Below are 21,544 nucleotides of genomic sequence, written 5' to 3' on the forward strand. Positions count from 1 at the left end.
TCACCGCCGTGGTCAAGCTCTCCGTCATCGTGCCGTTCTACAACGTGCGGACGTACGCACCCGACACCCTGCGAAGTCTGCGCGCGAACGCCCGCGACGACTTCGAGTTCCTGCTCGTCGACGACTGCTCGTCGGACGGCACGATCGAGCTGCTCGAACGCGCCGAGCGCGAGCTGCCGGGGGCGGTGCTCCTGAGACACGAACGCAACGGCGGCCTGGCCACGGCCCGCAATACGGGTCTGGACGCGGCCCGCGGCGAATACCTGACGTACCTGGACGGCGACGACTGGCTGGCGCCCGGGTACTTCGCCCAACTCCTGGCATCCATAGAGGAGTTGGGGTGCGATTTCGTGCGCACCGACCACGTCCAGGTGACCGGTCAGGAGCGTACGGTGCACCGGGTCCCGCACGGCCGGCGCGGCGAGGTGATGTCACCGCGGGACGCGATCCTGCCCGCCACCCGCTCCACCTCGGTGGACTACGCGTTCGCCTGGGCCGGGATCTACCACCGCCGCCTCGCCGAGCGCGGGCTGCTGCACTTCACCGACGGACTGCGCACCGCCGAGGACCGGCCGTGGATCTGGCGGCTGCACCGCGAGGCGGAGTCGTTCGCGGTGACCGGACAACTGGGTGTCTTCTACCGGCGCGGGGTCGCCTCGTCGCTCACCCAAATCGGCGATGTGCGACAACTCGATTTCATTCGCGCATTCGATCAAGTAATCGAGGAAACGGCGAAGGACCGGAATGCGGCCGAACTGCTGCCAAAAGCGGTACGGACCTACTGCGCGATCATTTCCCACCACATGAGCTCCATCGAAAGGTTCGAACCGGCCGTGGCGAGAAAACTGCGGGCCCTGAGCGCGGGCGCGTTGCGGCGGATGCCGCAGGACCACCTCAAGGACGCGCTGGACTCGATGGACTCCCGCCGTGCCGCCCGGCTGCGCCGGCTGCGCCACCGCCCCGTCCACTCCTCGGCGGGGGCTGTCGCCTGATGCGTACGACACAGATCTTCGCGGCGTCCACGCTGTACGGACTGGCCACGCTGGCCGCCGCGCTCGACAGCGGCTGTTTCCCGGCGGCGGACCGGCGTTTGCTGCTGGTCAGCAACAACGCGGCGGTGCCCGAGACGTCCACCCAGCTGGAGACGATGCCGGGCTTCGAGCGGCTGCGCGGACGCTTCGACGGGGTGCTCTCCTGGAACGACACGATCGCCCCCTTCCACCCGGGCGGCTGGTCGCCCCGCCCCGATGACGTTCCGCTGTGGGAACGGCAGTTGAGGGCGTTGTGGGACCTGGGTGACGACCGGATACAACTCGCCCTGGAATCCATCCAGGTGAACCCGGCGCAGGCGGTGGCACAGCTGTTCCCCGACGCGCCGCTGACCGTGTACGCGGACGGCCTGATGACGTACGGCCCCACCCGCAACAAGCTGGATCCGCTGATCGGTTCGCGGGTGCGGCAGGTGCTGCACCTCGACCTGGTGGGGGACCTCACCCCGCTGCTCCTCGGCGAGTTCGAGGTGCCGTGCGAGACGGTGCCGACGACGGCGTTCATGAAGACGGTCACCGAACTGGGCGCGGCGGAAGCCGAGTTGGAGGTCGCCGTCGACGGTGAGCCGGTGGCGCTGCTGCTCGGCCAGTACCTCTGCGCGCTGTCCATCCTGACACCGGAGCAGGAGGAGGAGCTGCACCTGCGCATGCTGCGGGGCGCGGCCGGGCGCGGCCACCGCCGCATCGTCTTCAAGCCGCACCCCTCGGCGCCGCCCGCCTGGTCGCGGGCGCTGGAGCGCGAGGCAGCGGCCCTGGAGGTCCAACTGACCGTTCTGCAACGGCCGTTGCTCGCCGAAGTCCTCTATGAGCGCCTCTCGCCCGCCCTGGTGGTGGGCTGCTTCTCGACCGCGCTGCTCACGGCCTCGGCGTTCTACGGAATCGAGGTCGCGCGGGTCGGCACGGAGCTGCTCCTGGACCGGCTCGCCCCGTACCAGAACAGCAACCGGGTGCCGGTGACCATCGCGGACGTACTGCTCCCGCCGCTGGAGCCGGAACCGGCACGACCGGCCGTGGACCTGGCGGGGCTGCTGAGTGCGGTGGGCTACGCCATGCAGCCGGAGCTGCGGCCGGACCTGCGGGGCGCGGCCGAGCGGTACCTCGCGGCCGACCTCGACGCCCACACCTGGCGGTACTTCAAGCGCCGCCGCCTGACGTCGCTCGCCCTGCCGGGCGCGGTGCCGGCGGGCCTGATCCCGCGCAACCCGACCTTGCGGCGGGTGGCCCGCCGGGCCCGGTCGATGGTGCGCCGCACCCTGCCGAGCACGTCGTAACGGACCCCGAGGCGGGGCTCACCCCCGCCTCGGATACACCGCCTCGATCCCGGCCACCACCACGTCGAGACCTTCCTCGAACCTCTCGTCGTTCGCCTCGAACAACTCCGGCCCGGCCGCCGCGGCCAGCGGGTAGGCCGCCAGGGCGGCCGCGCGGGCCGCCACGTCCACGCCCTCGCCGCGCTCCCCCGGCCGCGGCTCGGTGCCCTGCTCCTCCGCCACGAAGCCCATCGTGTACGCGTACGACGTCATCGTGGCGCGGGTCGCGTCGCGCTGCGTGAAGCCCGCCTTCAGCAGGGCGCCCAGGTAGACCTCCAGGGATTCCGCGTGGTCGGTGCCGGTGAAGCGGGCGCCTCCGTACACCTTCGCGCCGTCGCGGTAGCCGAGCATCATCGCGCGCAGGGCGCGGCTGACAGCGCGGACCATCTCCTGCCAGGTCTGCGCCTCCGCTCCGGGGATGCCGTCCGCCATGAGCCGCCGGTACATGACCGTCGCCATCTCGTCCAGCAGAGCCTGCTTGTTCTTGAAGTGCCAGTACAGGGCGGGCGCCTGGACGCCGAGCTCCTTCGCGATGGCCCGCAGCGTGAGGCCGTCCAGGCCCACCTCGTTCAGGAGCCGCAGCGCGGTGTCGGCGACCTGCGCCCGGTCGATCTTCGTCGTAGCCACCTTGACAACTTAACACTGTTAAGCACATGCTGCCGGACATGGAACTTAACGGCGTTAAGGAAATGCCCGACGTGCTCATCGTGGGCGCGGGCCCCACCGGCCTGGTGCTCGCCATCGACCTGGCCCGCCGCGGCATCCCCGCCCTGCTCGTGGAGAAGTCCGACCGGCTCTTCCCCGGCTCGCGCGGCAAGGGCATCCAGCCCCGCACCCTGGAGGTGCTCGACGACCTCGGCCTCGTCGACGCCGTGCTGCGGGCGGGCCGCGACTTCCCCCGCATGCTCAGCTGGGAGGGCCCGGACGGCGCCGAGCGCGGTCGCGAGTGGGACGTGATCGAGCGCTTCGAGCCCAGCGAGCAGGCCCCCTACGCGAACGCCCTGCTCATCGGCCAGTCCCGCTTCCAGGAGGTGCTGCACGCCGGCCTCCGCGAGCTCGGCGGCGAAGTCCTCTTCGACACCGAGGTAACCGGACTCGTCCAGGACGCCGAGGGCGTCACCGTCACGTTCGCCGACGGGCGCACCGTCCGCGCCCGCCACGTCGTCGCCGCCGACGGCGGCCGCTCCGGGATCCGGCGCGCGCTCGGCATCACCATGGAAGGCGAGAGCGTCGACCCCAAGCCGATGCTCGTCGCGGACCTCCTCCTGACCGCGGACGCGATCGTCGACGACCGCAACTGGCATGTGTGGCGCGGCTCTTCGCAGGGCGGAGCCGTGCTCTGCCCGCTGCCCGGCGAGCCCGGACTCTTCCAGCTGATCATCCAGTACGCCGACGAGAACGCGGTGCCCGACATCAGCGAGGCGGGCGTCCTGGAACGCCTCGTGTCCCTCACCCCGATCACCGAGGACCAGGTGACCAAGGTCATCTGGGCCTCCGAGTTCCGGCCCCGCGCCGCGCTGGCCACTCGCTACCGCGACGGCCGGGTCTTCCTCGCGGGCGACGCGGCGCACATCCACTCCCCGGCCGGCGGCCAGGGCCTGAACACCAGCATCCAGGACGCCTACAACCTGGGCTGGAAGCTCGCCCAGGTGCTCCGGCACGGCGCCCCCGCCGAACTCCTCGACACCTACGAGGAGGAGCGCCGGCCGATCGCGGCCGGGGTGCTCGGCATGAGCACCCGGCTGCACCGCCACAGGTTGCTCGGCGAGAACAGCCTGAGGGTCGAGGAGACCCGCCAGCTCGCTCTCGGCTACCGCGGCGGCCCGCTCGCGATCGGCCGGGCGGGTGCCCTGGAGGCGGGCGACCGCGCGCCGGACGGCCCGCTGCCCGGCGGCCGGGTCTTCGACCTGCTGCGCGGCCCGCACTTCACCCTGCTGGCCTTCGCCACCCCGGCTCCGGCCATCACCTCCGCGCGGGTCCGGGTGCACGAGCTGGGCGCGTACGAGGCGTACGGGCGCGGCCTGTTCCTGGTCCGGCCCGACGGCTACATCGGCTGGGCGGGCCAGGACGCCGCCGGCCTGCACGACTACCTCGCCCGCGTCGGCGTCACCGAACGCCCTTGACCTCAAGCATGGTTGAGCTCATACGGTCGTGAGCCATGGACGCCAACACACGCGCCGCCGAGCCCACCAGCTCCTTCACCCCCTCGCACGACGACGCCGCACTGGCCGGTCAGCCGGTCGGCTACTGGAGCTGGGCCGCACAGAACGCGGTGGTCACCCACATCCGCTCGATGCTCGCGGAGCAGGGCCTCACCCAGCCCCAGTGGTGGATCCTCAACCAGACGGCCGACGGGCGGCGGCCGCGCGCCGAGATGGTGGGCGTGCTCCAGGGCTATCTGGCGACGGGCACCCAGGTCATCGGGGACGGCATCGACGAACTCGCCGCCCGCGGTCTGCTCACCGAGGACCCCACCGGGCACCTCCAACTCACCGACGCCGGGCGGTCGTTGCGCGACCGGACCGCCGTCCGCCAGCAGGAGGTGCGCGAGCGGGTGCACGCCGGGATCACCGACGAGGAGTACGTCGCCACCCTCAAGGCCCTCCAGCGCATGATCCACAACGTCGGCGGCAAGGCCTGGCACCACTGACCGCGAGGCCTCGTCCGACGGCGAACCGACGCGCGGGCAAACCCGTCCCGGCACCAGATGAACTTGCCGCGTCGGCCAGGGGAACACCACCGCTCCGGCCCCGTTCGCGGGCCGGAGCGGACCTACTCTGTCGACGCCAAGGGGCCCGCCGCCCCGTAGCACGACCGCCGGAAGAGGACGCCGTGACGAACACCCTGCCGCGTGTACGAGGCGCCGTGGGCGGACAGCCGAAGGCACCGGAGCGGGCCCCGGTGACGGCTCCGGTCTCCCGGCTCCGCGCGCTCGACGGACTGCGCCTGGTCGCGGCCCTCATGGTCGCGCTGTACCACTACGGCGGCCGCTCCGGCGACATCAGCAAGGGCTGGGGCGCCTCCCCCAAGAAGCTGTTCCCCGCCCTGCACGAGTGGTTCTCCTACGGCTGCCTCGGGGTGCAGATCTTCTTCGTCATCAGCGGCTTCGTCATCTGCATGAGCGGCTGGGGACGCCCGCTGCGCTCCTTCTTCGCCTCGCGCGTGGCCCGGCTCTACCCCGCGTACTGGGCGGCGCTCGTCATCGTCACCGCGGTGTTCGCGCTGCCCTGGGTCGTCTACCGGACGGTCACGCCCAGCGAGTTCCTGGTGAACCTGACCATGTTGCAGATGCCGGTCGGGGTGCACCGGGTGCTCGGCGTGTGCTGGACGCTCTGGGCCGAGCTCCGCTTCTACGCGCTGTTCGCCCTGTGCGTCGTGCTGCCCGGCGCGACCCGCCGCCGGGTCGTGCTGTTCTGCGCGGGCTGGACGCTGGCCGCCGCGATCACCGCAACGTCCCACCAGCCCTTCCTGGACGCCGTGTTCATGCCCGAGTACGCGCCGTTCTTCATCGGCGGCATGGGCCTGTACCTGCTCCACCGCGACCGGCGCGACGTCACCGCCTGGGGCATCGTCGCCGTCAGCTGGGCCATCGGCCAGCACTGGGCGGTCGCGGGCCTGTGGCACAAGCCGAACCCGGCGGCCTTCTCCAACCGGCACGCCTCGGTGATCATCGTCATCGTCACCCTGGGGTTCCTGCTGGTCGGCGCGATCGCGCTCGGCTGGTTCCGCTGGGCGAACTGGAGCTGGCTCACCGTCGCGGGCGCGCTCACCTACCCGTTCTACCTGGTCCACGAACACCTGGGCTGGGTGGTCGTCGGCGTACTGCACCGCAAGCTGCATGTCCCGGCCCCCGCCACCTTCGCCCTGACCATCACGGCGATGCTGGCGCTTGCCTGGCTGCTCAACCGCTACGTGGAACGCTGGGCGACCCCGCTGCTGCGCGGTGCGCTGGCGCGCCGCTGAGCCGCCCGGTCAGTCGCCGTCCCCGTCGAGCAGCACGTCGACGGGCAGCTCCAGGCTGAGGCCCACGGACTGTGGAACGACCACCTTCGAGCCCCGCTCGTAGCGCGAGCGGGTGCGGTAGGCGTCGCCCACCGGGTCCGTGAGCACGAGGACCTCTCCGTGCTTGCGGTCGGCGATGACGTACACCGGGATCCCGGCCTCCGCGTAGGTCTCGGCCTTGGTGACCAGGTCGTTGCCCCAGTTGGAGGACGTCACTTCCAGGACGAGGCGGAAGACGTTCGCCGCGTAGCAGTTCTTCGTGACCGCGGCGTCCTTGTAGTCGGCGTCGACGATGGCCCAGTCCGGCTCCGCGTAGTCGTCGGGGCCCGTACCGAGCCATACACCGATGCCGGGGAGCGCCTTGAGCCCGGATTCCCTGCCCCCAGCCTTTCGGAACTGATAGACGAGCTCAGCCACGGTCTCCTGATGCGGGCCGTCAGGCGGTGGTGTCACGACGATGCTCCCCTTGAGGACCTCCACGCGATGTCCGGGCAGCGCTTCCGAAAGGCGGTCGGCGGCTTCGCCGATCGTCATCTCGTTCAGTATTACGGCCACGGCATCCTCCATTCGGGAGACCACTCTCCACCGAGAGTAACCGGAGGCACCCCGCTTCCGCCTCCGGTCACCCCTTCGGGGGACGCGTCCGCGGGCAGCGCCTCAGAACGCGTCCGTAGGAACGTACGTCCCCCACACCTCGCGCAGCGCGTTGCACACCTCGCCCACGGTGGCGCGGGCCTTCAGGGCGTCCTTCATCGGGTACAGGACGTTGTCCGTGCCCTCGGCCGCCTTCTTCAGCGCGGCCAGCGCCGCGTCCACCGCGGCCTGGTCGCGCTCGGCGCGCAGGGTCGCGAGGCGGGCCGCCTGCTGGGCTTCGATCGCCGGGTCGACGCGCAGCGGCTCGTACGGGTCCTCGGTCTCGATCTGGAAGCGGTTCACGCCGACCACGACGCGCTCGCCGGAGTCGGTCTCCTGGGCGATGCGGTAGGCGGAGCGCTCGATCTCGCCCTTCTGGAAGCCGTGCTCGATCGCGTTGACCGCGCCGCCCAACTCCTCGACCCGCTCCATGAGTTCGGCGGCCGCCGCCTCCACCTCGTCGGTCATCTTCTCCACGACGTACGACCCGGCGAAGGGGTCGACGGTGGCCGTCACGTCGGTCTCGTACGCCAGGACCTGCTGGGTGCGCAGGGCGAGCCGGGCGCTCTTGTCCGTCGGCAGGGCGATCGCCTCGTCGAAGGAGTTGGTGTGCAGCGACTGGGTGCCGCCGAGGACGGCCGCCAGGCCCTGGACGGCGACGCGGACCAGGTTCACCTCGGGCTGCTGGGCGGTGAGCTGCACGCCCGCGGTCTGCGTGTGGAAGCGCAGCATCAGCGACTTGGGGTTCTTCGCGCCGAACTCGTCCCGCATCACCCGGGCCCAAATCCTGCGCGCGGCACGGAACTTGGCGACCTCTTCGAGGATCGTCGTACGGGACACGAAGAAGAAGGAGAGGCGCGGCGCGAAGTCGTCGACGTCCATCCCGGCGGCGACGGCGGTGCGTACGTACTCGATGCCGTCGGCCAGCGTGAACGCGATCTCCTGCGCGGGCGAGGCGCCGGCCTCGGCCATGTGGTAGCCGGAGATCGAGATGGTGTTCCACTTGGGGATCTCGGCCCGGCAGTACTTGAAGATGTCCGCGATCAGCCGCAGGGACGGCTTGGGCGGGAAGATGTACGTGCCGCGCGCGATGTACTCCTTCAGTACGTCGTTCTGGATCGTGCCGGTGAGCTTGTCGGCCGCGACTCCCTGTTCCTCGCCGACCAGCTGGTACATCAGCAGGAGCAGCGCCGCAGGGGCGTTGATCGTCATCGACGTCGACACCTTGTCCAGCGGGATGCCGCCGAACAGGATCCGCATGTCGTCCACCGAGTCGATGGCGACGCCGACCTTGCCGACCTCACCGGAGGCGATCGGCGCGTCCGAGTCGTGGCCCATCTGGGTGGGCAGGTCGAAGGCGACCGAGAGGCCCATGGTGCCGTTCGCGATGAGCTGCTTGTAGCGGGCGTTGGACTCCACCGCGGTGCCGAAACCGGCGTACTGGCGCATCGTCCACGGCCGGCCGGTGTACATCGACGGGTACACACCGCGCGTGAAGGGGTACTGGCCGGGCTCGCCCAGCTTCTCGGCGGGATCCCATCCGGCGAGGGTCTCCGGTCCGTAGACCGGCTCGATGGGCAACCCGGATTCCGACTCGCGCGCCATGTGCTGTGCCTCCCGCTAGAGCTCTTACTCCCGACTGGTACCCAACCCTCGCGACGGACTGTAGCGGCGGGCGTGCGGCGGGCGGAGAGGCGCACGCTGGGAGCTTGCTCACAACGTGCGCGATGCAGCCGACTGCTTTTGCAACCGTTCTGAGCGGGAATCTGTCTCTGGGGACACCAGAGAAGCAGGGGGGCGACCGATGCGCCGGATCCACCGCACCACCTTCATAGCCAAAACCCTCGCCACGACCGCCGTCATCGCGGTGGCGGTGGGGTGCAGTCCGCAGAGCGACAAGGCCGGTGCGGCCACGCCCGCGACGCCCGCAGCCCCGGGCTCGCCGTCGTCCGCTGCCTCCGCCGCGCCCTTCGCCGCCACCGACGACAAGCCGGCCGGTGCGGCCGCCCCCGGCGCCTCGGCCACCACCGCGGCCAAGGCCGCGCCCAGGATCGTGATGGCGAACGGCGCCAAGGGCGAGCAGGTCAAGGAACTCCAGGCGCGGCTCGCCCAGATCGGCTGGTTCGACGACACCCCGACGGGCACGTACGGCGCCGCGACAACCGCTGCCGTCAAGGGCTTCCAGGGCAGGCGCGGGCTCGCCGAGACCGGCGCCACGGACAGCGTGACCTGGAACCGGCTCCTGTCCATGACGACGAAGCCGACGGCCGGGGAACTCGCGGGCAAAGCGGTCAACAAGCCGGCGCCCAAGCTCGATCCGCGCTGTATGACGGGCCGCGTGATGTGCATCAGCAAGACCAGCCGCACGCTGTCATGGGTGGTCAACGGCAAGGTGCAGTCGACGATGGACGTGCGCTTCGGCTCGCAGTACACCCCGACCCGCGAGGGCGTCTTCAAGGTCTTCGAGAAGAGCCGCAACCACGTCTCGACGATCTACCACACGGCCATGCCGTACGCGATGTTCTTCAGCGGCGGCCAAGCGGTGCACTACTCCTCGGACTTCGCGGCGCGCGGCTACAACGGCGCCTCGCACGGCTGCGTGAACGTCCGGGACAAGGGCAAGGTCGCGGCGCTGTTCGACCAGGTCCGCCTCGGCGACAAGGTCGTCGTCTACTGGTGACCGGGGAGCGGTCGCCGGCCTGACCGGCCGGGAAAGAGGGAGGGCGCGGGCGGGACCGGGGGAACGTGTCCCGCCCGCGCCATTCGCGCGGAGCCGTGGGTACGGGGGGAACCCCGGCTCTTTCTGCGCCGCCGATGACCAGTCGGCTCACTCAGTACTGCGCCGCCGTCTCAAAAAACGTTACTGCCGGTTCCGACCAGGGCTTCAGGGAGCCGACGGCGTACTGAACCCGCCCTGCTTCAGCCAGTCCATGATGCCGCCGGGCTGGGTGACGGAACTCGGCTTTCCGCCGCCCCCGCCGCCGTTCTTGTTGCCGGACCCGTCGCCCTTGCCGCCGCCGCTCTTGCCCTCGTCGCCGCCGTCGCCACCCGTGGCGCCTCCGTTGCCCGCCTTGCCGTCGAGCAGCAGATCGCAGAAGGCCTTCACCGCGGCCGGGCCGTGGGCCGCGGACTCCAGGGCGCGGCGGCGCTCCTGGTCGAGCCGGCCCGAGCGGTAGTCGCGGCAGTCGTCGGTGCGCTTGGCGATCCACTGGGCGGTGCCCTCGCCGTCGTCGCCGCCCTGCGCACCGCCCTTCTTCGCGGGGTCGCCGGCGCCGTCCGAGGCCGGACCGCCGGGGGTCGCGTCGTGCGAGCCGCCGGGCGTGCCCGGGGCGGACGACGGCGCGCGGTGGCCGGGCGTCGGGGAGTTGGGGAACAGGGAGTGCGAGGGCGAGGTGGAGACCGGACCGGGGGTCGCCTCGGCGGAGACGGTGGCGGCGGGCGTCGGGTCCTGGTCGTCGAAGGCGAACGGGCCGGGCAGCACACCGGTGCCCGCGGCGACCGCGACCCCGCCGAGCGCACAGCAGGCCACCGCGGCGGCGAGCCCGAGCCGCACCGGGCCGATCCGCCGGCGCCGGGGAGCCTCGGCGACCCGGGCCGCCCGTCCGACCCGTACGACATCGAACGCCTCGGTGCCGGCCGCGCCTTCGGACCGGGCCTTGCGGAACGCCGCCAGCGCGGCTTCCTCGCCGGGGAGTTCGGCAGCCGACGGTTCGGGGCGGGCCACGGAACGCAGCAGGGCCGTCAGGCGCTCGGCCTCGGCGCGAGGCCGCTCGTCACCCGGGTCGACGGATTCGCCGCGCAGCAGTCGCTCGGCGGCATCCCGGTCGAGCCACTCGTCAGCCATCACATGTCCTTCTGCGTCCGGGCGCGCGATTGCGTCACACCGCGTTCCGGCGCACGCTGCGACGGCACGGCACCCAGCTCCTCCACATCCTGGGGTACGTCCCCGTCGAGGCCGTCGGCGCCGAGCAGTTCGGCAAGGCGCTTCAGGCCCCGGTGCGCGGCGGTCCGCACCGCGCCGGGCCGTTTGCCCAGGGTGTGCGCCGCGCTCTTCGCGTCGAGGCCTACCACCACGCGCAGCACGACGGCCTCGGCCTGGTCCTGCGGGAGCTGGGCGATGAGCGCCATCGTACGTCCGGTGCCGAGCGCTTCCATCGCCTCGCCCGCGGTGTCCGAGTCCGCCGCGCGTCCGGTCAGCTCGGTCTCGTCACCGCCGACGGCGGGCCTGCGGCCGCGCATCCGGATGTGGTCGAGGGCCCGGTTGCGGGCGATGCGCGCGGCCCAGCCGCGGAACCGGTCCCCGTCGCCGGTGAAGCGTTCGAGGTCGCGGGCGATCTGGAGCCAGGCCTCGGAGGCCACGTCCTCGGTGTCGGGTTCGCCGACCAGTGTGCGGATGTAACCGAGCAGGCGCGGGTGCACGGCGCGGTACACAGCACGGAACGCTTCTTCGTCCCCGTCCTGCGCCCTGAGCACCGCGGCGGTCAGCTCCGCGTCGTCCCCCAGCAATCCCTGCACCCTGTCTTGCCTGACTGATCCGATGTCACCGCTGGTCATCCCTGCCGCGCTCCCCGAACGCGAAGCAGCACGCTACGGCCTTGGTGCCCCATAAGTCCATGGCTTGTACAACCTGCAACAATCCGCTGACACAGCGCGGTGTGACAGAAAACGCACGCTCGGCGCTGAAAGGAGTACGGGGCCGCCACAACGGCCCCGACGGAAGACGGCCGGGGCCTCTCCTGTGGGGGGTGGCGGCCCCGGTCGTCCTCTGATCCCAGCGCTCGATCGCCGGCCCGCCGAATCGGCTGGACGAGAATCCCCGGCGCGACGCATTGCGGCCCCCGTCGCACTCCGTACCCCGGCACCCGCGCCGCCTCAGCCCAGCCGGTCCGCCAGGGACTTGAACTCCTCCCAGTCCATGGCCGGGGTCCGCGAGTCCCACAGCTTCTGGGCGGTCGCCCGCAGCGGAAGCCGGATGCCGCGCGCGACCTCCTCCTCGGTCTGGGCCGCCGCGTTGTCCGACCAGACGGCGAACCGGCCGCCGAGGATCTGCCCCGCGTACTTGGCGGCGACGGGCTTCGTGCCGCGCACCACCATCGACGTCCACTCCTCGTAGATGCGCTTGCCCGTCGGGTACTTGTAGCTGTTCGGCTCGCCCAGGACGTAGTACAGGTACTCGTCGTTGAGGTTGACCAACGTGCGCCCCTCGGCGAGGTAGTCCTCGGGCGGACGGGCCCCGGGGTCCTTGCCGGTCCAGTACTCGACCTCGCGCCCCTGGTCGGCGCCGACCGTGCCGCCGGGGAAGAAGCCGTCGTTCCACGCCTTGAAGGTGCGGCCGCCGGCCGCCGAACGGAGCACGGTGGCACGGTCGTTGAGCCAGCCGGTCGCCAGGTCCTCGATGTTGGCCTTCGGCCCGTACTTGGCGCGGGCGGCGGCCGCCAGACCCGGAAACGTGGTCTCGGGAGTGGCCGGCGCCTTCACCATCAGCGCCCGGTACTCGTCACCGCCCAGGTGCCAGTACGCGCCGGGGAACAGGTCGGCGTACTCGCGCAGCAGGTCGTCCACGATGCGGGCGGCCTCGGGGTTGGCGATGTCGACCGCGCCCCGGACCGGCTTGCCGTCCTTGTCGCGCAGTTGGAGGTCGGGGTGGGCGGCGATCACCGCACCGAGGTGGCCCGGTGAGTCGATCTCGGGGATCACCGTGATGTGCAGCTTGGTGGCGAGCGCCACGATCCGCTGGACCTCGCGCTTGCTGAGGTGTTCGCGGGAGACCACCTCGGGATGGCTCGCCGACTCGATGCGGAAACCCTGGTCGTCGGAGAAGTGCAGCTCCAGCTGGTTGAGCTTGAGGTCGGCCATCTGCCGCAGCTGGTCCTCGATCCAGCCCGCGCTGTACTGCTTGCGCGCGATGTCGAGGCTGAGCCCGCGCTGCGGCTTGTCCGGATGGTCCTCCACGACGCCCTCGGGCATCACGCCGCCGCCCTTGAGCGCCTGCTTGAGGGTGCGGGTGCCGTAGAACACCCCGGCCTCGTCGGGCCCGGTGATCGTCACGCGACGGCCGCTGGTGGTGAGCGTGTACGACTCGGGCACGGCCTTCTGCCCCGCGGGCGGCGCGGTCAGCGACAGCTCGATGTCGCCCTCGCGCGGCGGGCCGCCCAACGCGTAGTCCACGCCGAGCTCCTGCGCGAGGAGCTGTCCCTCGTCGCTGAGCCCCTCGCTGCCGATCGCCACGATCACCCGCGTCGAGTCCACCGGCCGGAAGCCGGGCCCGCGGGCGGGCCGGTGTTCGCGCACGGAGGGAATGGTGCGCGGCGGCGAGGAGATCGGGTAGATCGGCGACGGGGAGGGCAGCCCCGAAGAGGCGCGCTTGTTGTCGACCGGGCCGCCGTGCCCGCCGTGGGTGTCGTCGTCCGGCCAGACCGCGATGACCAGCGCGAGCAGGGCGATGCCCGCGAGGACCACTTTCAGCACCAGCGCCCGTCGGCCGCGCGGCCGGTGCAGCCAGGCCGGGCGGGACCGCGGCGTACGCGGCTGGGAGGCGCGCGCCTCGGACGACGCCGCTGACGCGGTCGAGGACGCAGCCGAGGACGACCGGTCCGGGTCGGCGGATCCCGGCATCCGGGCCCGTGACATCCTGAAACGCGGCATCACTCAGAAACCTCCCGTCCAACAACATAAGGGTGCTTCGGTATATCCCGGTCGTGGCGAACGTATCGGACGACGACCTGAATTCCGCGGTTCCCGATTCCGCCTCCCCGGCTGGGGCGGGGACAACTGGGGCGAAGGTACGCCGAAGCGCCAGGGAACTCGTCCACCACGCACGACCCAATGCTCACGTACGGGTGAAATTCGTGCATCCGTCGCACGGCTCCCGCTCCACGTAGATAGCGTGGCGGCACTCCCGCCTCCCTTTCCACTCCAGTCTCCGTGCTCAGCGCCCCGTCCCGCGTCGCGTCCGAGGAGCCCACGCTGTCCAGCGAATCCCACGCCGGCCCCTGGAAGCGACCGCCGACACTCCATCACACTCCACGTGCCCAGGGGCGGGCGGCCATACCGAATCAGCAGCGGGGCACATCCGTTCCGGCGCCGCCCCCGCGGCCCGAGGGCCTGGACGGTTTCAACTCCGCCTCCCCGGAGGCGGCCGCGGCGTACCTGCTCACCTGCTGCGCCAGCCACCGCTGGGCCATGAGGATCGCCGCCCACCGGCCCTACCCGGACCTGGACGCGCTGCTCGCCGCGGCCGACGAAGCAAGCTACGACCTGAGCGCCGCAGATCTCGCCCAGGCGCTGACCGAGGAGTCCTCGCCGGGACTGCACCCCGACGCGCCGCAGTCCGCGCACACCGCGCTGCGGGCGGCCCACGCCGCGTACGAGAGCAGGTTCGGGCACGCCTTCGTGATCTGCCTCGACGGGGACGGCGCGGCCAACCGGCTGAACCAGGTGCTGAGCGGGATCCGGGTGCGGATGACGAACGAGTGGGACGAGGAGCGGTCGATCGCCGCCGACGAACTACGCCGCCTCGCCCGCGCCCGACTCGCCCATCTCGTATGCAAACATCCGGAATCCGACACTTCCCGCCCCGCACGCCGCGTTCTCTAGCCCGTACGTGGCTGTTTGATTGCCTGTTTGATCACACCTATGGACCCCGCGCGAGGGAACCGACATCTCGTCGCTACGATGACCGGGGCCGGTGGACCGTACCCGGCCGGGTCTGACCGACACTGAAGCCGGCCGGCCCTTCATACCGCTCCCGGAGGGTTCTTCCGTGCCGGCTGGAACGCTGTACCGCGGCCGGGAAGGAATGTGGTCCTGGGTGGCTCATCGAGTCACCGGCGTCCTCATCTTCTTCTTCCTGTTCGTACACGTCCTCGACACCGCTCTCGTGCGTGTCTCCCCCGAGGCGTACGACAAAGTCGTGGCGACCTACAAGACGCCCATCGTCGCGTGCCTGGAGTACGGCCTGGTGGCCGCGATCCTGTTCCACGCGCTCAACGGCCTGCGCATCATCGCGGTCGACTTCTGGGCCAAGGGCCCCCGCTACCAGAAGCAGATGCTCTGGACCGTCGTGGGCGTCTGGGTCGTGCTGATGGTGGGCGCGCTCTACCCGGTGCTCGGCCACGCCGCTCGTGAACTGTTCGGGAGCTGAGGACTGAGATGTCTGCCGAAACCTCTTCCGCTGCCGCGATCGGCGAAGTCGAGGGCGTGAGCCTGTACGACACCGATCACCCGGCCCCGCTCATCGAGGCCCCGCGCCGGCGCACCAAGAAGACCCCGAAGTCGACCCGTACGAACTTCGAGCTGTACGGCTGGCTGTTCATGCGGCTGTCCGGCATCGTGCTCGTCGTCCTGGTCCTCGGCCACCTGCTGATCCAGCTCGTCCTCGACGGCGGCGTCTCCAAGATCGGCTTCGCCTTCGTGGCGGGCCGCTGGGCGTCCCCGTTCTGGCAGATCTGGGACCTGGCCATGCTGTGGCTGGCCATGCTGCACGGCGCCAACGGCCTGCGCACCGTCATCAACGACTACGCGCAGCGGGACAACACCCGCTTCTGGCTGAAGATGCTGCTCTACACCGCCACGGTGTTCACCGTCCTGCTGGGCACGCTGGTGATCTTCACCTTCGACCCGAACATCCGCTAGGCCACGGGCTGAGGGACTGAGGAATTCTCTGATGAAGATCCACAAGTACGACACCGTCATCGTCGGCGCCGGCGGCGCGGGCATGCGCGCGGCCATCGAGTCGACCAAGCGCAGCCGCACCGCCGTGCTGACGAAGCTCTACCCCACCCGCTCCCACACCGGCGCGGCGCAGGGCGGCATGGCCGCCGCGCTCGCCAACGTGGAAGAGGACAACTGGGAGTGGCACACCTTCGACACGATCAAGGGCGGCGACTACCTGGTCGACCAGGACGCCGCCGAGATCCTGGCGAAGGAGGCCATCGACGCGGTCCTCGACCTGGAGAAGATGGGCCTGCCGTTCGGCCGTACGCCCAAGGGTGAGATCGACCAGCGCCGTTTCGGCGGTCACTCCCGCAACCACGGCGAGGCCCCGGTCCGCCGTGCCTGCTACTCGGGCGACCGCACCGGCCACATGATCCTCCAGACCCTCTACCAGAACTGCATCAAGGAGGGCGTGGAGTTCTTCAACGAGTTCTACGTCCTCGATCAGCTCCTGGTGGAGGAGGACGGCGTCAAGAAGTCCGCGGGCGTCGTCGCCTACGAGCTGGCGACCGGCGAGATCCACGTCTTCCAGTCGAAGGCGGTCATCTACGCCTCGGGCGGCACCGGCAAGTTCTTCAAGGTGACGTCCAACGCGCACACCCTGACCGGTGACGGCCAGGCCGCGTGCTACCGCCGCGGGCTGCCGCTGGAGGACATGGAGTTCTTCCAGTTCCACCCGACGGGCATCTGGCGCATGGGCATCCTGCTGACGGAGGGCGCCCGCGGTGAGGGCGGCATCCTGCGCAACAAGGACGGCGAGCGCTTCATGGAGAAGTACGCGCCGGTCATGAAGGACCTCGCGTCCCGTGACGTCGTCTCGCGCTCCATCTACACGGAGATCCGCGAGGGCCGCGGCTGCGGTCCCGAGGGCGACCACGTCTACCTCGACCTGACGCACCTCCCGCCGGAGCAGCTCGACGCCAAGCTCCCGGACATCACCGAGTTCGCGCGCACCTACCTGGGCATCGAGCCGTACACGGACCCGATCCCGATCCAGCCCACCGCGCACTACGCCATGGGCGGCATCCCGACCAACGTCCAGGGTGAGGTCCTCTCGGACAACACCACGGTCGTCCCGGGCCTGTACGCGGCCGGCGAGGTGGCCTGCGTGTCCGTGCACGGCGCCAACCGCCTCGGCACGAACTCCCTCCTGGACATCAACGTGTTCGGCAAGCGGGCCGGCATCGCCGCCGCCGACTACTCGCACACCGCCGAGTACGTCGAGCTCCCGGAGAACCCCGCGGCGCAGGTCGAGGCACAGGTCAAGAACCTGCTGTCGGCGACGGGCACCGAGCGGGTCTCGGTCATCCGCAAGGAGCTCCAGGAGACCATGGACGCCAACGTCATGGTCTTCCGCACCGAGCAGACGATCAAGACGGCGGTCGAGAAGATCGCCGAACTGCGCGAGCGCTACAAGAACGTGTCCGTCCAGGACAAGGGCAAGCGGTTCAACACCGACCTCCTGGAGGCCATCGAGCTGGGCAACCTGCTCGACCTGGCCGAGGTCATGGCCGTGTCCGCCCTGGCGCGCAAGGAGTCCCGCGGCGGTCACTACCGCGAGGACTACCCGAACCGCGACGACGTCAACTTCATGCGCCACACCATGGCGTACCGCGAGGTCGCGGACGGCGGCAAGGACTCGATCCGCCTCGACTACAAGCCCGTCGTCCAGACCCGCTACCAGCCGATGGAGCGTAAGTACTGATGGCAACCCCGACGATGGACAAGCTCCAGGCGCTGGAGGCGGACAACGGTTCGCACCTCATCACGGTCACCTTCCGGATCCGCCGCTTCAACCCGGAGATCTCGGACGAGGCGCAGTGGGAGGACTTCCAGCTGGAGATCGACCCGAAGGAGCGCGTGCTCGACGGTCTCCACAAGATCAAGTGGGAGATCGACGGTTCGCTGACCTTCCGTCGTTCCTGCGCCCACGGCATCTGCGGTTCCGACGCCATGCGCATCAACGGCAAGAACCGTCTCGCCTGCAAGACGCTGATCAAGGACATCAACCCGTCCAAGCCCATCACCATCGAGGCCATCAAGGGCCTCACGGTCCAGAAGGACCTGGTCGTGGACATGGAGCCGTTCTTCCAGGCGTACCGCGACGTGATGCCCTTCCTCATCACGAAGGGCAACGAGCCGACGCGCGAGCGTCTGCAGTCCCCCGAGGACCGCGAGCGCTTCGACGACACCACCAAGTGCATCCTGTGCGCCGCGTGCACGTCGTCCTGCCCGGTCTTCTGGAACGACGGCCAGTACTTCGGCCCGGCCGCGATCGTGAACGCGCACCGCTTCATCTTCGACAGCCGTGACGAGGCGGGCGAGCAGCGCCTGGAGATCCTCAACGACAAGGACGGCGTGTGGCGTTGCCGCACGACGTTCAACTGCACCGACGCGTGCCCCCGCGGCATCGAGGTCACCAAGGCCATCCAGGAAGTCAAGCGCGCCCTGATCACGCGCCGCTTCTGATCCTTCCCGTACGGGTCTGCAAGGGCCCCGCCCCCGGAATCCACTCCGGGGGCGGGATCCTTTGCCGTTTCCGGCTAGTGCCGCGGGAACCGGATCGTACGCACCAGCGGGGTGGCCTTGTACAGCTCCGGCTCCTGGGTCAGCACCGGGCAGCCGTCGGGCCACTCGGCCGACGGCCGCGCCAGGTGCATGGCAGATACCACGATCAAGGTTGACCCCGCTGTTCGCGACCGCCTGATGGCGCTCGCCCGGGAGCGCGGGATGACCATGCGTGACTTCGTCGCCGAGCTGGCCGGGGCGACTCCGACCCGGGAGGAATTGCAAGCGCGGTACGAGGCCACCAAGGCCTACTGCGAGAAGGCCTTCGGCGTGAAGCTCACGGACGAGGACCACGACCGGGCCGGCTCGTGCTCCTCGGGGAAGAGCCCGGCCTCGGGGTCCATCACTGCCGGCCGCCGCGGACACCGGCGTTGCTCCAGCTCACGCGGGGCGTCCGGGCCCGCTTGCCGAGTGAGCAACACAACCGGCAACTACCGCGCGGCATATGCCAGTTGAGACCTCCGAGTGCCGGTCCGACCTGCATCGACAGGGCACGGCACGACCCTACGATCAATGACAACAGTTCACTCCCCAGGGTGAACTGGCGTGACCAACAAGGTCAGCCCGCGTCCCCGCTCGTCTCCGCCGCCACCATGATCCGGCGCAGCATGTCGTTCAGCCGGGTGCGCTCGGCCGGGGAGAGGACGCCGAGCAGACGGTCCTCCTCGTGGCTCAGTACGTCCATCGCGCCGAGCCACACCTGACGGCCCTCGGCGGTGAGTTCCACGTCGACGCGGCGGCGGTCGGTCTTCGAGGGGGTGCGGTGGACCAGGCCGCGTCGCTCCAGGCCGTCGAGGCGACCGGTCACCGAGGCGGGGGCAAGGTCGAGGTCGGCGGCGAGCTGGGAGGGGGTCGCGGCGCCGCCCCGGCCGGCGAGTTTGTGCAGCGTGTCGAACTCGGGTCGGTCGAGCGCGAAGTCGGCCAGGGACCGCTCGCGCACGCGGCGCAGGTGCACGGACAGTTTGTTCATGCGCGTGACGGCGCCCTCGATCTCGGGGTCGAGTCCGGGCAACACCGGCAGCCAGCGCTCGACGTGCCCGTCGGTCCAGTCCCGCCGCTTCTCCATGGGTCGATCGTACGGACGCGGCCTTCCGCTCACCAATTCGGCAACGAAGTATTTGATTGACCGATGCTTCGGTACCGAAATAGATTGCCGTCCATGCCGCACCCCCTGCGCTCAGGCGCCTTCCGGCTGCTCTTCGTCGGCCGCGCCCTCTCCCTCGTCGGCGACGCCGTCGTCCCCATCGCTCTGGCGCTCGCCGTCTACGCCGCCACCGGCTCGGCGGGCGCGCTCGCGCTCGTACTGGGCTGCGCGATGGTGCCCAAGCTGGTCCTGCTTCCACTCGGCGGAGTCGCGGGCGACCGCTTCCGCGCCCGTACGGTCGCGCTCACCACCGATCTCATACGGTGCGCGGCCCAGCTCTTCGTCGGATACGAACTCCTCGGCGGCGCTATGCGGTTGTGGCAGATCGCGCTCGCCGAGGCCATCGGCGGCGCCGCGTCCGCCTTCGCCATGCCGACCGCCGCGCCGCTGATCACCGGCACCGTCGGACCGGATGGACGCCAGCGCGCCAACTCCCTGATGGCCGTGGCCAACAGCTCGGCCCGGCTCGGCGGCCCGCTGCTCGCCGCACTGCTGGTGGAGACCGCGGGCGCCGGCTGGGCCTTCGTGCTGGACGGGTGCAGCTTCGCGATCAGTGCCGCGACGCTCACCCTGATCCGGGTCGAGCACGTCCCGATCCCGCGCCGTTCGCTGGCCGCCGACCTCAAGGAGGGCTGGAGCGAGGTGCGTTCGCGCGACTGGTACTGGACCAGCCTGATCGCCCACTCCGCCTGGAACGGCGGCGCCGCCGTCCTCATGACGCTCGGCCCGGCCATCGCCTTCCGGCACTTCGGCGGCACCGTCTTCTGGAGCACCTTCATCGAGGCCGGAGCGATCGGCCTGCTCCTCGGCTCGCTGCTCGCCTCCCGAGCCCGCCCCCGGCGCCCGGTCCTGACCGCCAATCTGGGCCTGGCCACCTACGCCCTGCCGCTCATCCTCCTCGCGCTCGCCGCGCCCGCGCCGCTCACCGTGGCGGCGTACGGCGTCGCACAGGTGGGCCTCGGCTTCCTCTCACCGGTGTGGCAGACCTCGGTCCAGTCGGCGATCCCCGCCCACGCGCTGGCCCGCGTCACCTCGTACGACTGGCTGCTCTCGCTGGCCTCGATGCCCCTCGGCTACGCGCTCGCGCCGCTCGCCGCGGATGCCTGGGGGCCCGAAGTCCCGCTGCTCGCGGCGGCGTTGGTGGTGGGCGGCGCCTGCCTGGCGACGGCGGCCGTGCCCGGCGTGCGGCGTTTCGGTCAGCCCGCGGCCAGCGGTGGCGCGCAGACCGGGCACTTGGCGAAAGTCCAGGGCGAGACCGTCGCGTGAGTCCCGGTGGCCCGGGGCGCAGGAGCGCCCCGGGCCCTGCGGTCCCCGCTGCTCCGTGGCCGATTAGGCTCTTGCCGTGCCAGCAGAGAACGCTCCCGACAAGACCGGCCCCGATGCGACCGGGCAGGCCGGAGCCGATGCGTCCGAGCCCCGCCCCGCCAAGGGCGAGCAGACCCGCACTCTGATCCTGGAGACCGCGATGCGGCTGTTCCAGGAGCGGGGCTACGACAAGACCACCATGCGGGCCATCGCCCAGGAGGCCGGGGTCTCGGTCGGCAACGCGTACTACTACTTCGCGGGCAAGGAACACCTCATCCAGGGGTTCTACGACCGGATCGCGGCCGAGCACCAGGCGGCCGTCCGCGAGGTCCTGGACACCGAGACCGAGCTGGAGGCCCGGCTCGCCGGGGTGCTGCGGGTGTGGCTGGACATCGCCTCGCCGTACCACGAGTTCGCTGCGCAGTTCTTCAAGAACGCGGCGGATCCGGACAGCCCGCTCAGCCCGTTCTCCACCGAGTCGGAGCACGCGCGCGAGGCCGCGATCTCGGTGCACCGGGAAGTGCTCGCGGGCACGAAGACCAAGGTTTCGGCCGAACTCGTCGACGTACTGCCCGAGTTGATGTGGCTGTCCCAGATGGGGCTCGTCCTGTACTGGGTGTTCGACCGGTCGCCGGGGCGGGAGCGGAGCTATCGGCTGGCGGCCCGGGGGGCGAAGCTGACCACGCGCGGCGTGGCACTGGCACGCTTCCGGGTGCTGCGGCCCCTCGTCCACGAGGTGCACGAACTCTTCACGGACTTCCTCCCGGGCATGTCCCAGGCGGCGGCCTCCCGCAAGAGGGGATAGCCCCGGCCCAGGG

Annotated in this window: 21 protein-coding genes; 14 read left to right on the plus strand and 7 right to left on the minus strand. The window is 70.6% G+C overall.

The window, feature by feature from the left end:
• Nucleotides 1–8: 8 nt before the first annotated feature.
• On the plus strand, nt 9–992 hold the full coding sequence (locus OG522_RS14635; RefSeq protein WP_329467588.1) for a glycosyltransferase family 2 protein: 984 nt from the start codon (nt 9–11) through the stop codon (nt 990–992).
• Nucleotides 992–2,320, plus strand: coding sequence for an alpha-2,8-polysialyltransferase family protein (locus OG522_RS14640; RefSeq protein WP_329463428.1), 1,329 nt, complete (start codon nt 992–994; stop codon nt 2,318–2,320). The genes OG522_RS14635 and OG522_RS14640 overlap by 1 nt, the downstream gene beginning before the upstream one ends.
• Before the next feature lie 18 nt (nt 2,321–2,338).
• On the opposite strand, the gene OG522_RS14645 is transcribed toward OG522_RS14640, so the two are convergent.
• Entirely contained in the window at nt 2,339–2,986 is a 648-nt protein-coding gene (locus OG522_RS14645) for a TetR/AcrR family transcriptional regulator C-terminal domain-containing protein (RefSeq protein WP_329463429.1), read from the minus strand.
• A 38-nt stretch (nt 2,987–3,024) separates the two neighbouring features.
• On the opposite strand from OG522_RS14645, the gene OG522_RS14650 reads away from it, so the two are divergent.
• The 3 genes from OG522_RS14650 (at nt 3,025) to OG522_RS14660 (ending at nt 6,322) form a co-directional block, all read left to right on the plus strand.
• On the plus strand, nt 3,025–4,482 hold the full coding sequence (locus OG522_RS14650; protein WP_329463430.1) for an FAD-dependent monooxygenase: 1,458 nt from the start codon (nt 3,025–3,027) through the stop codon (nt 4,480–4,482).
• A gap of 35 nt (nt 4,483–4,517) precedes the next feature.
• The gene (locus tag OG522_RS14655) at nt 4,518–5,009 is read left to right on the plus strand and encodes a MarR family winged helix-turn-helix transcriptional regulator (RefSeq protein WP_329463431.1); all 492 of its coding nucleotides are present in this window, start codon (nt 4,518–4,520) and stop codon (nt 5,007–5,009) included.
• Between the two features lie 182 nt (nt 5,010–5,191).
• Nucleotides 5,192–6,322 (plus strand): acyltransferase family protein, encoded by a 1,131-nt coding sequence (locus tag OG522_RS14660; RefSeq protein WP_443074700.1) that lies wholly within the window; start codon nt 5,192–5,194, stop codon nt 6,320–6,322.
• 9 nt (nt 6,323–6,331) lie between these two features.
• Here the strand turns inward: OG522_RS14660 and OG522_RS14665 are convergent, their stop codons facing one another.
• Both OG522_RS14665 and OG522_RS14670 read right to left on the minus strand, forming a co-directional pair.
• The gene (locus OG522_RS14665; protein ID WP_329463432.1) at nt 6,332–6,916 is read right to left on the minus strand and encodes a Uma2 family endonuclease; all 585 of its coding nucleotides are present in this window, start codon (nt 6,914–6,916) and stop codon (nt 6,332–6,334) included.
• A 102-nt stretch (nt 6,917–7,018) separates the two neighbouring features.
• The gene (locus OG522_RS14670; protein ID WP_329463433.1) at nt 7,019–8,599 is read right to left on the minus strand and encodes an acyl-CoA mutase large subunit family protein; all 1,581 of its coding nucleotides are present in this window, start codon (nt 8,597–8,599) and stop codon (nt 7,019–7,021) included.
• A 199-nt stretch (nt 8,600–8,798) separates the two neighbouring features.
• Between OG522_RS14670 and OG522_RS14675 the strand changes: the two genes are divergently transcribed.
• Nucleotides 8,799–9,674, plus strand: a complete 876-nt coding sequence (locus OG522_RS14675; protein WP_329463434.1) for a L,D-transpeptidase family protein — start codon at nt 8,799–8,801, stop codon at nt 9,672–9,674.
• Nucleotides 9,675–9,878: 204 nt separating this feature from the next.
• Here OG522_RS14675 and OG522_RS14680 read toward each other — a convergent pair whose 3' ends face one another.
• From OG522_RS14680 to OG522_RS14690, 3 genes are all read right to left on the minus strand, one after another.
• Nucleotides 9,879–10,838, minus strand: coding sequence for a hypothetical protein (locus OG522_RS14680; RefSeq protein ID WP_329463435.1), 960 nt, complete (start codon nt 10,836–10,838; stop codon nt 9,879–9,881).
• Nucleotides 10,838–11,500 carry an RNA polymerase sigma factor gene (locus OG522_RS14685; RefSeq protein ID WP_329467590.1) on the minus strand — a complete coding sequence of 221 codons (663 nt, stop codon included), beginning with the start codon at nt 11,498–11,500 and terminating at the stop codon, nt 10,838–10,840. The genes OG522_RS14680 and OG522_RS14685 overlap by 1 nt, the downstream gene beginning before the upstream one ends.
• A 366-nt stretch (nt 11,501–11,866) precedes the next feature.
• Nucleotides 11,867–13,609, minus strand: a complete 1,743-nt coding sequence (locus tag OG522_RS14690) for a beta-N-acetylhexosaminidase (protein ID WP_329463436.1) — start codon at nt 13,607–13,609, stop codon at nt 11,867–11,869.
• 309 nt (nt 13,610–13,918) lie between these two features.
• Between OG522_RS14690 and OG522_RS14695 the strand changes: the two genes are divergently transcribed.
• The 6 genes from OG522_RS14695 to OG522_RS14720 all read left to right on the plus strand — a co-directional run bounded on the left by OG522_RS14695 (nt 13,919) and on the right by OG522_RS14720 (nt 18,733).
• Complete coding sequence (locus OG522_RS14695) at nt 13,919–14,590, plus strand: 2-oxo-4-hydroxy-4-carboxy-5-ureidoimidazoline decarboxylase (protein WP_443074701.1); 672 nt, start codon at nt 13,919–13,921, stop codon at nt 14,588–14,590.
• A 166-nt stretch (nt 14,591–14,756) separates the two neighbouring features.
• Nucleotides 14,757–15,137, plus strand: a complete 381-nt coding sequence (gene sdhC / locus OG522_RS14700) for a succinate dehydrogenase, cytochrome b556 subunit (RefSeq protein ID WP_329463437.1) — start codon at nt 14,757–14,759, stop codon at nt 15,135–15,137.
• Nucleotides 15,138–15,145: 8 nt separating this feature from the next.
• Nucleotides 15,146–15,628, plus strand: a complete 483-nt coding sequence (locus OG522_RS14705; RefSeq protein ID WP_329463438.1) for a succinate dehydrogenase hydrophobic membrane anchor subunit — start codon at nt 15,146–15,148, stop codon at nt 15,626–15,628.
• Between the two features lie 31 nt (nt 15,629–15,659).
• On the plus strand, nt 15,660–17,414 hold the full coding sequence (gene sdhA, locus OG522_RS14710; protein ID WP_329463439.1) for a succinate dehydrogenase flavoprotein subunit: 1,755 nt from the start codon (nt 15,660–15,662) through the stop codon (nt 17,412–17,414).
• The gene (locus OG522_RS14715) at nt 17,414–18,178 is read left to right on the plus strand and encodes a succinate dehydrogenase iron-sulfur subunit (RefSeq protein ID WP_329463440.1); all 765 of its coding nucleotides are present in this window, start codon (nt 17,414–17,416) and stop codon (nt 18,176–18,178) included. The genes sdhA and OG522_RS14715 overlap by 1 nt, the downstream gene beginning before the upstream one ends.
• Nucleotides 18,179–18,367: 189 nt before the next feature.
• Complete coding sequence (locus OG522_RS14720) at nt 18,368–18,733, plus strand: hypothetical protein (RefSeq protein ID WP_329463441.1); 366 nt, start codon at nt 18,368–18,370, stop codon at nt 18,731–18,733.
• A gap of 103 nt (nt 18,734–18,836) precedes the next feature.
• On the opposite strand, the gene OG522_RS14725 is transcribed toward OG522_RS14720, so the two are convergent.
• Nucleotides 18,837–19,343, minus strand: coding sequence for a MarR family winged helix-turn-helix transcriptional regulator (locus tag OG522_RS14725; RefSeq protein ID WP_329463442.1), 507 nt, complete (start codon nt 19,341–19,343; stop codon nt 18,837–18,839).
• A 93-nt stretch (nt 19,344–19,436) separates the two neighbouring features.
• Here OG522_RS14725 and OG522_RS14730 point away from each other — a divergent pair, with 93 nt between their 5' ends.
• Both OG522_RS14730 and OG522_RS14735 read left to right on the plus strand, forming a co-directional pair.
• Entirely contained in the window at nt 19,437–20,687 is a 1,251-nt protein-coding gene (locus tag OG522_RS14730) for an MFS transporter (RefSeq protein ID WP_329463443.1), read from the plus strand.
• 76 nt (nt 20,688–20,763) lie between these two features.
• The gene (locus tag OG522_RS14735; protein ID WP_382800103.1) at nt 20,764–21,531 is read left to right on the plus strand and encodes a TetR/AcrR family transcriptional regulator; all 768 of its coding nucleotides are present in this window, start codon (nt 20,764–20,766) and stop codon (nt 21,529–21,531) included.
• Nucleotides 21,532–21,544: the final 13 nt, after the last annotated feature.

Origin of the sequence: Streptomyces sp. NBC_01431 (assembly GCF_036231355.1) — a bacterium.
In the GTDB taxonomy this organism is placed as follows: Bacteria; Actinomycetota; Actinomycetes; order Streptomycetales; family Streptomycetaceae; genus Streptomyces.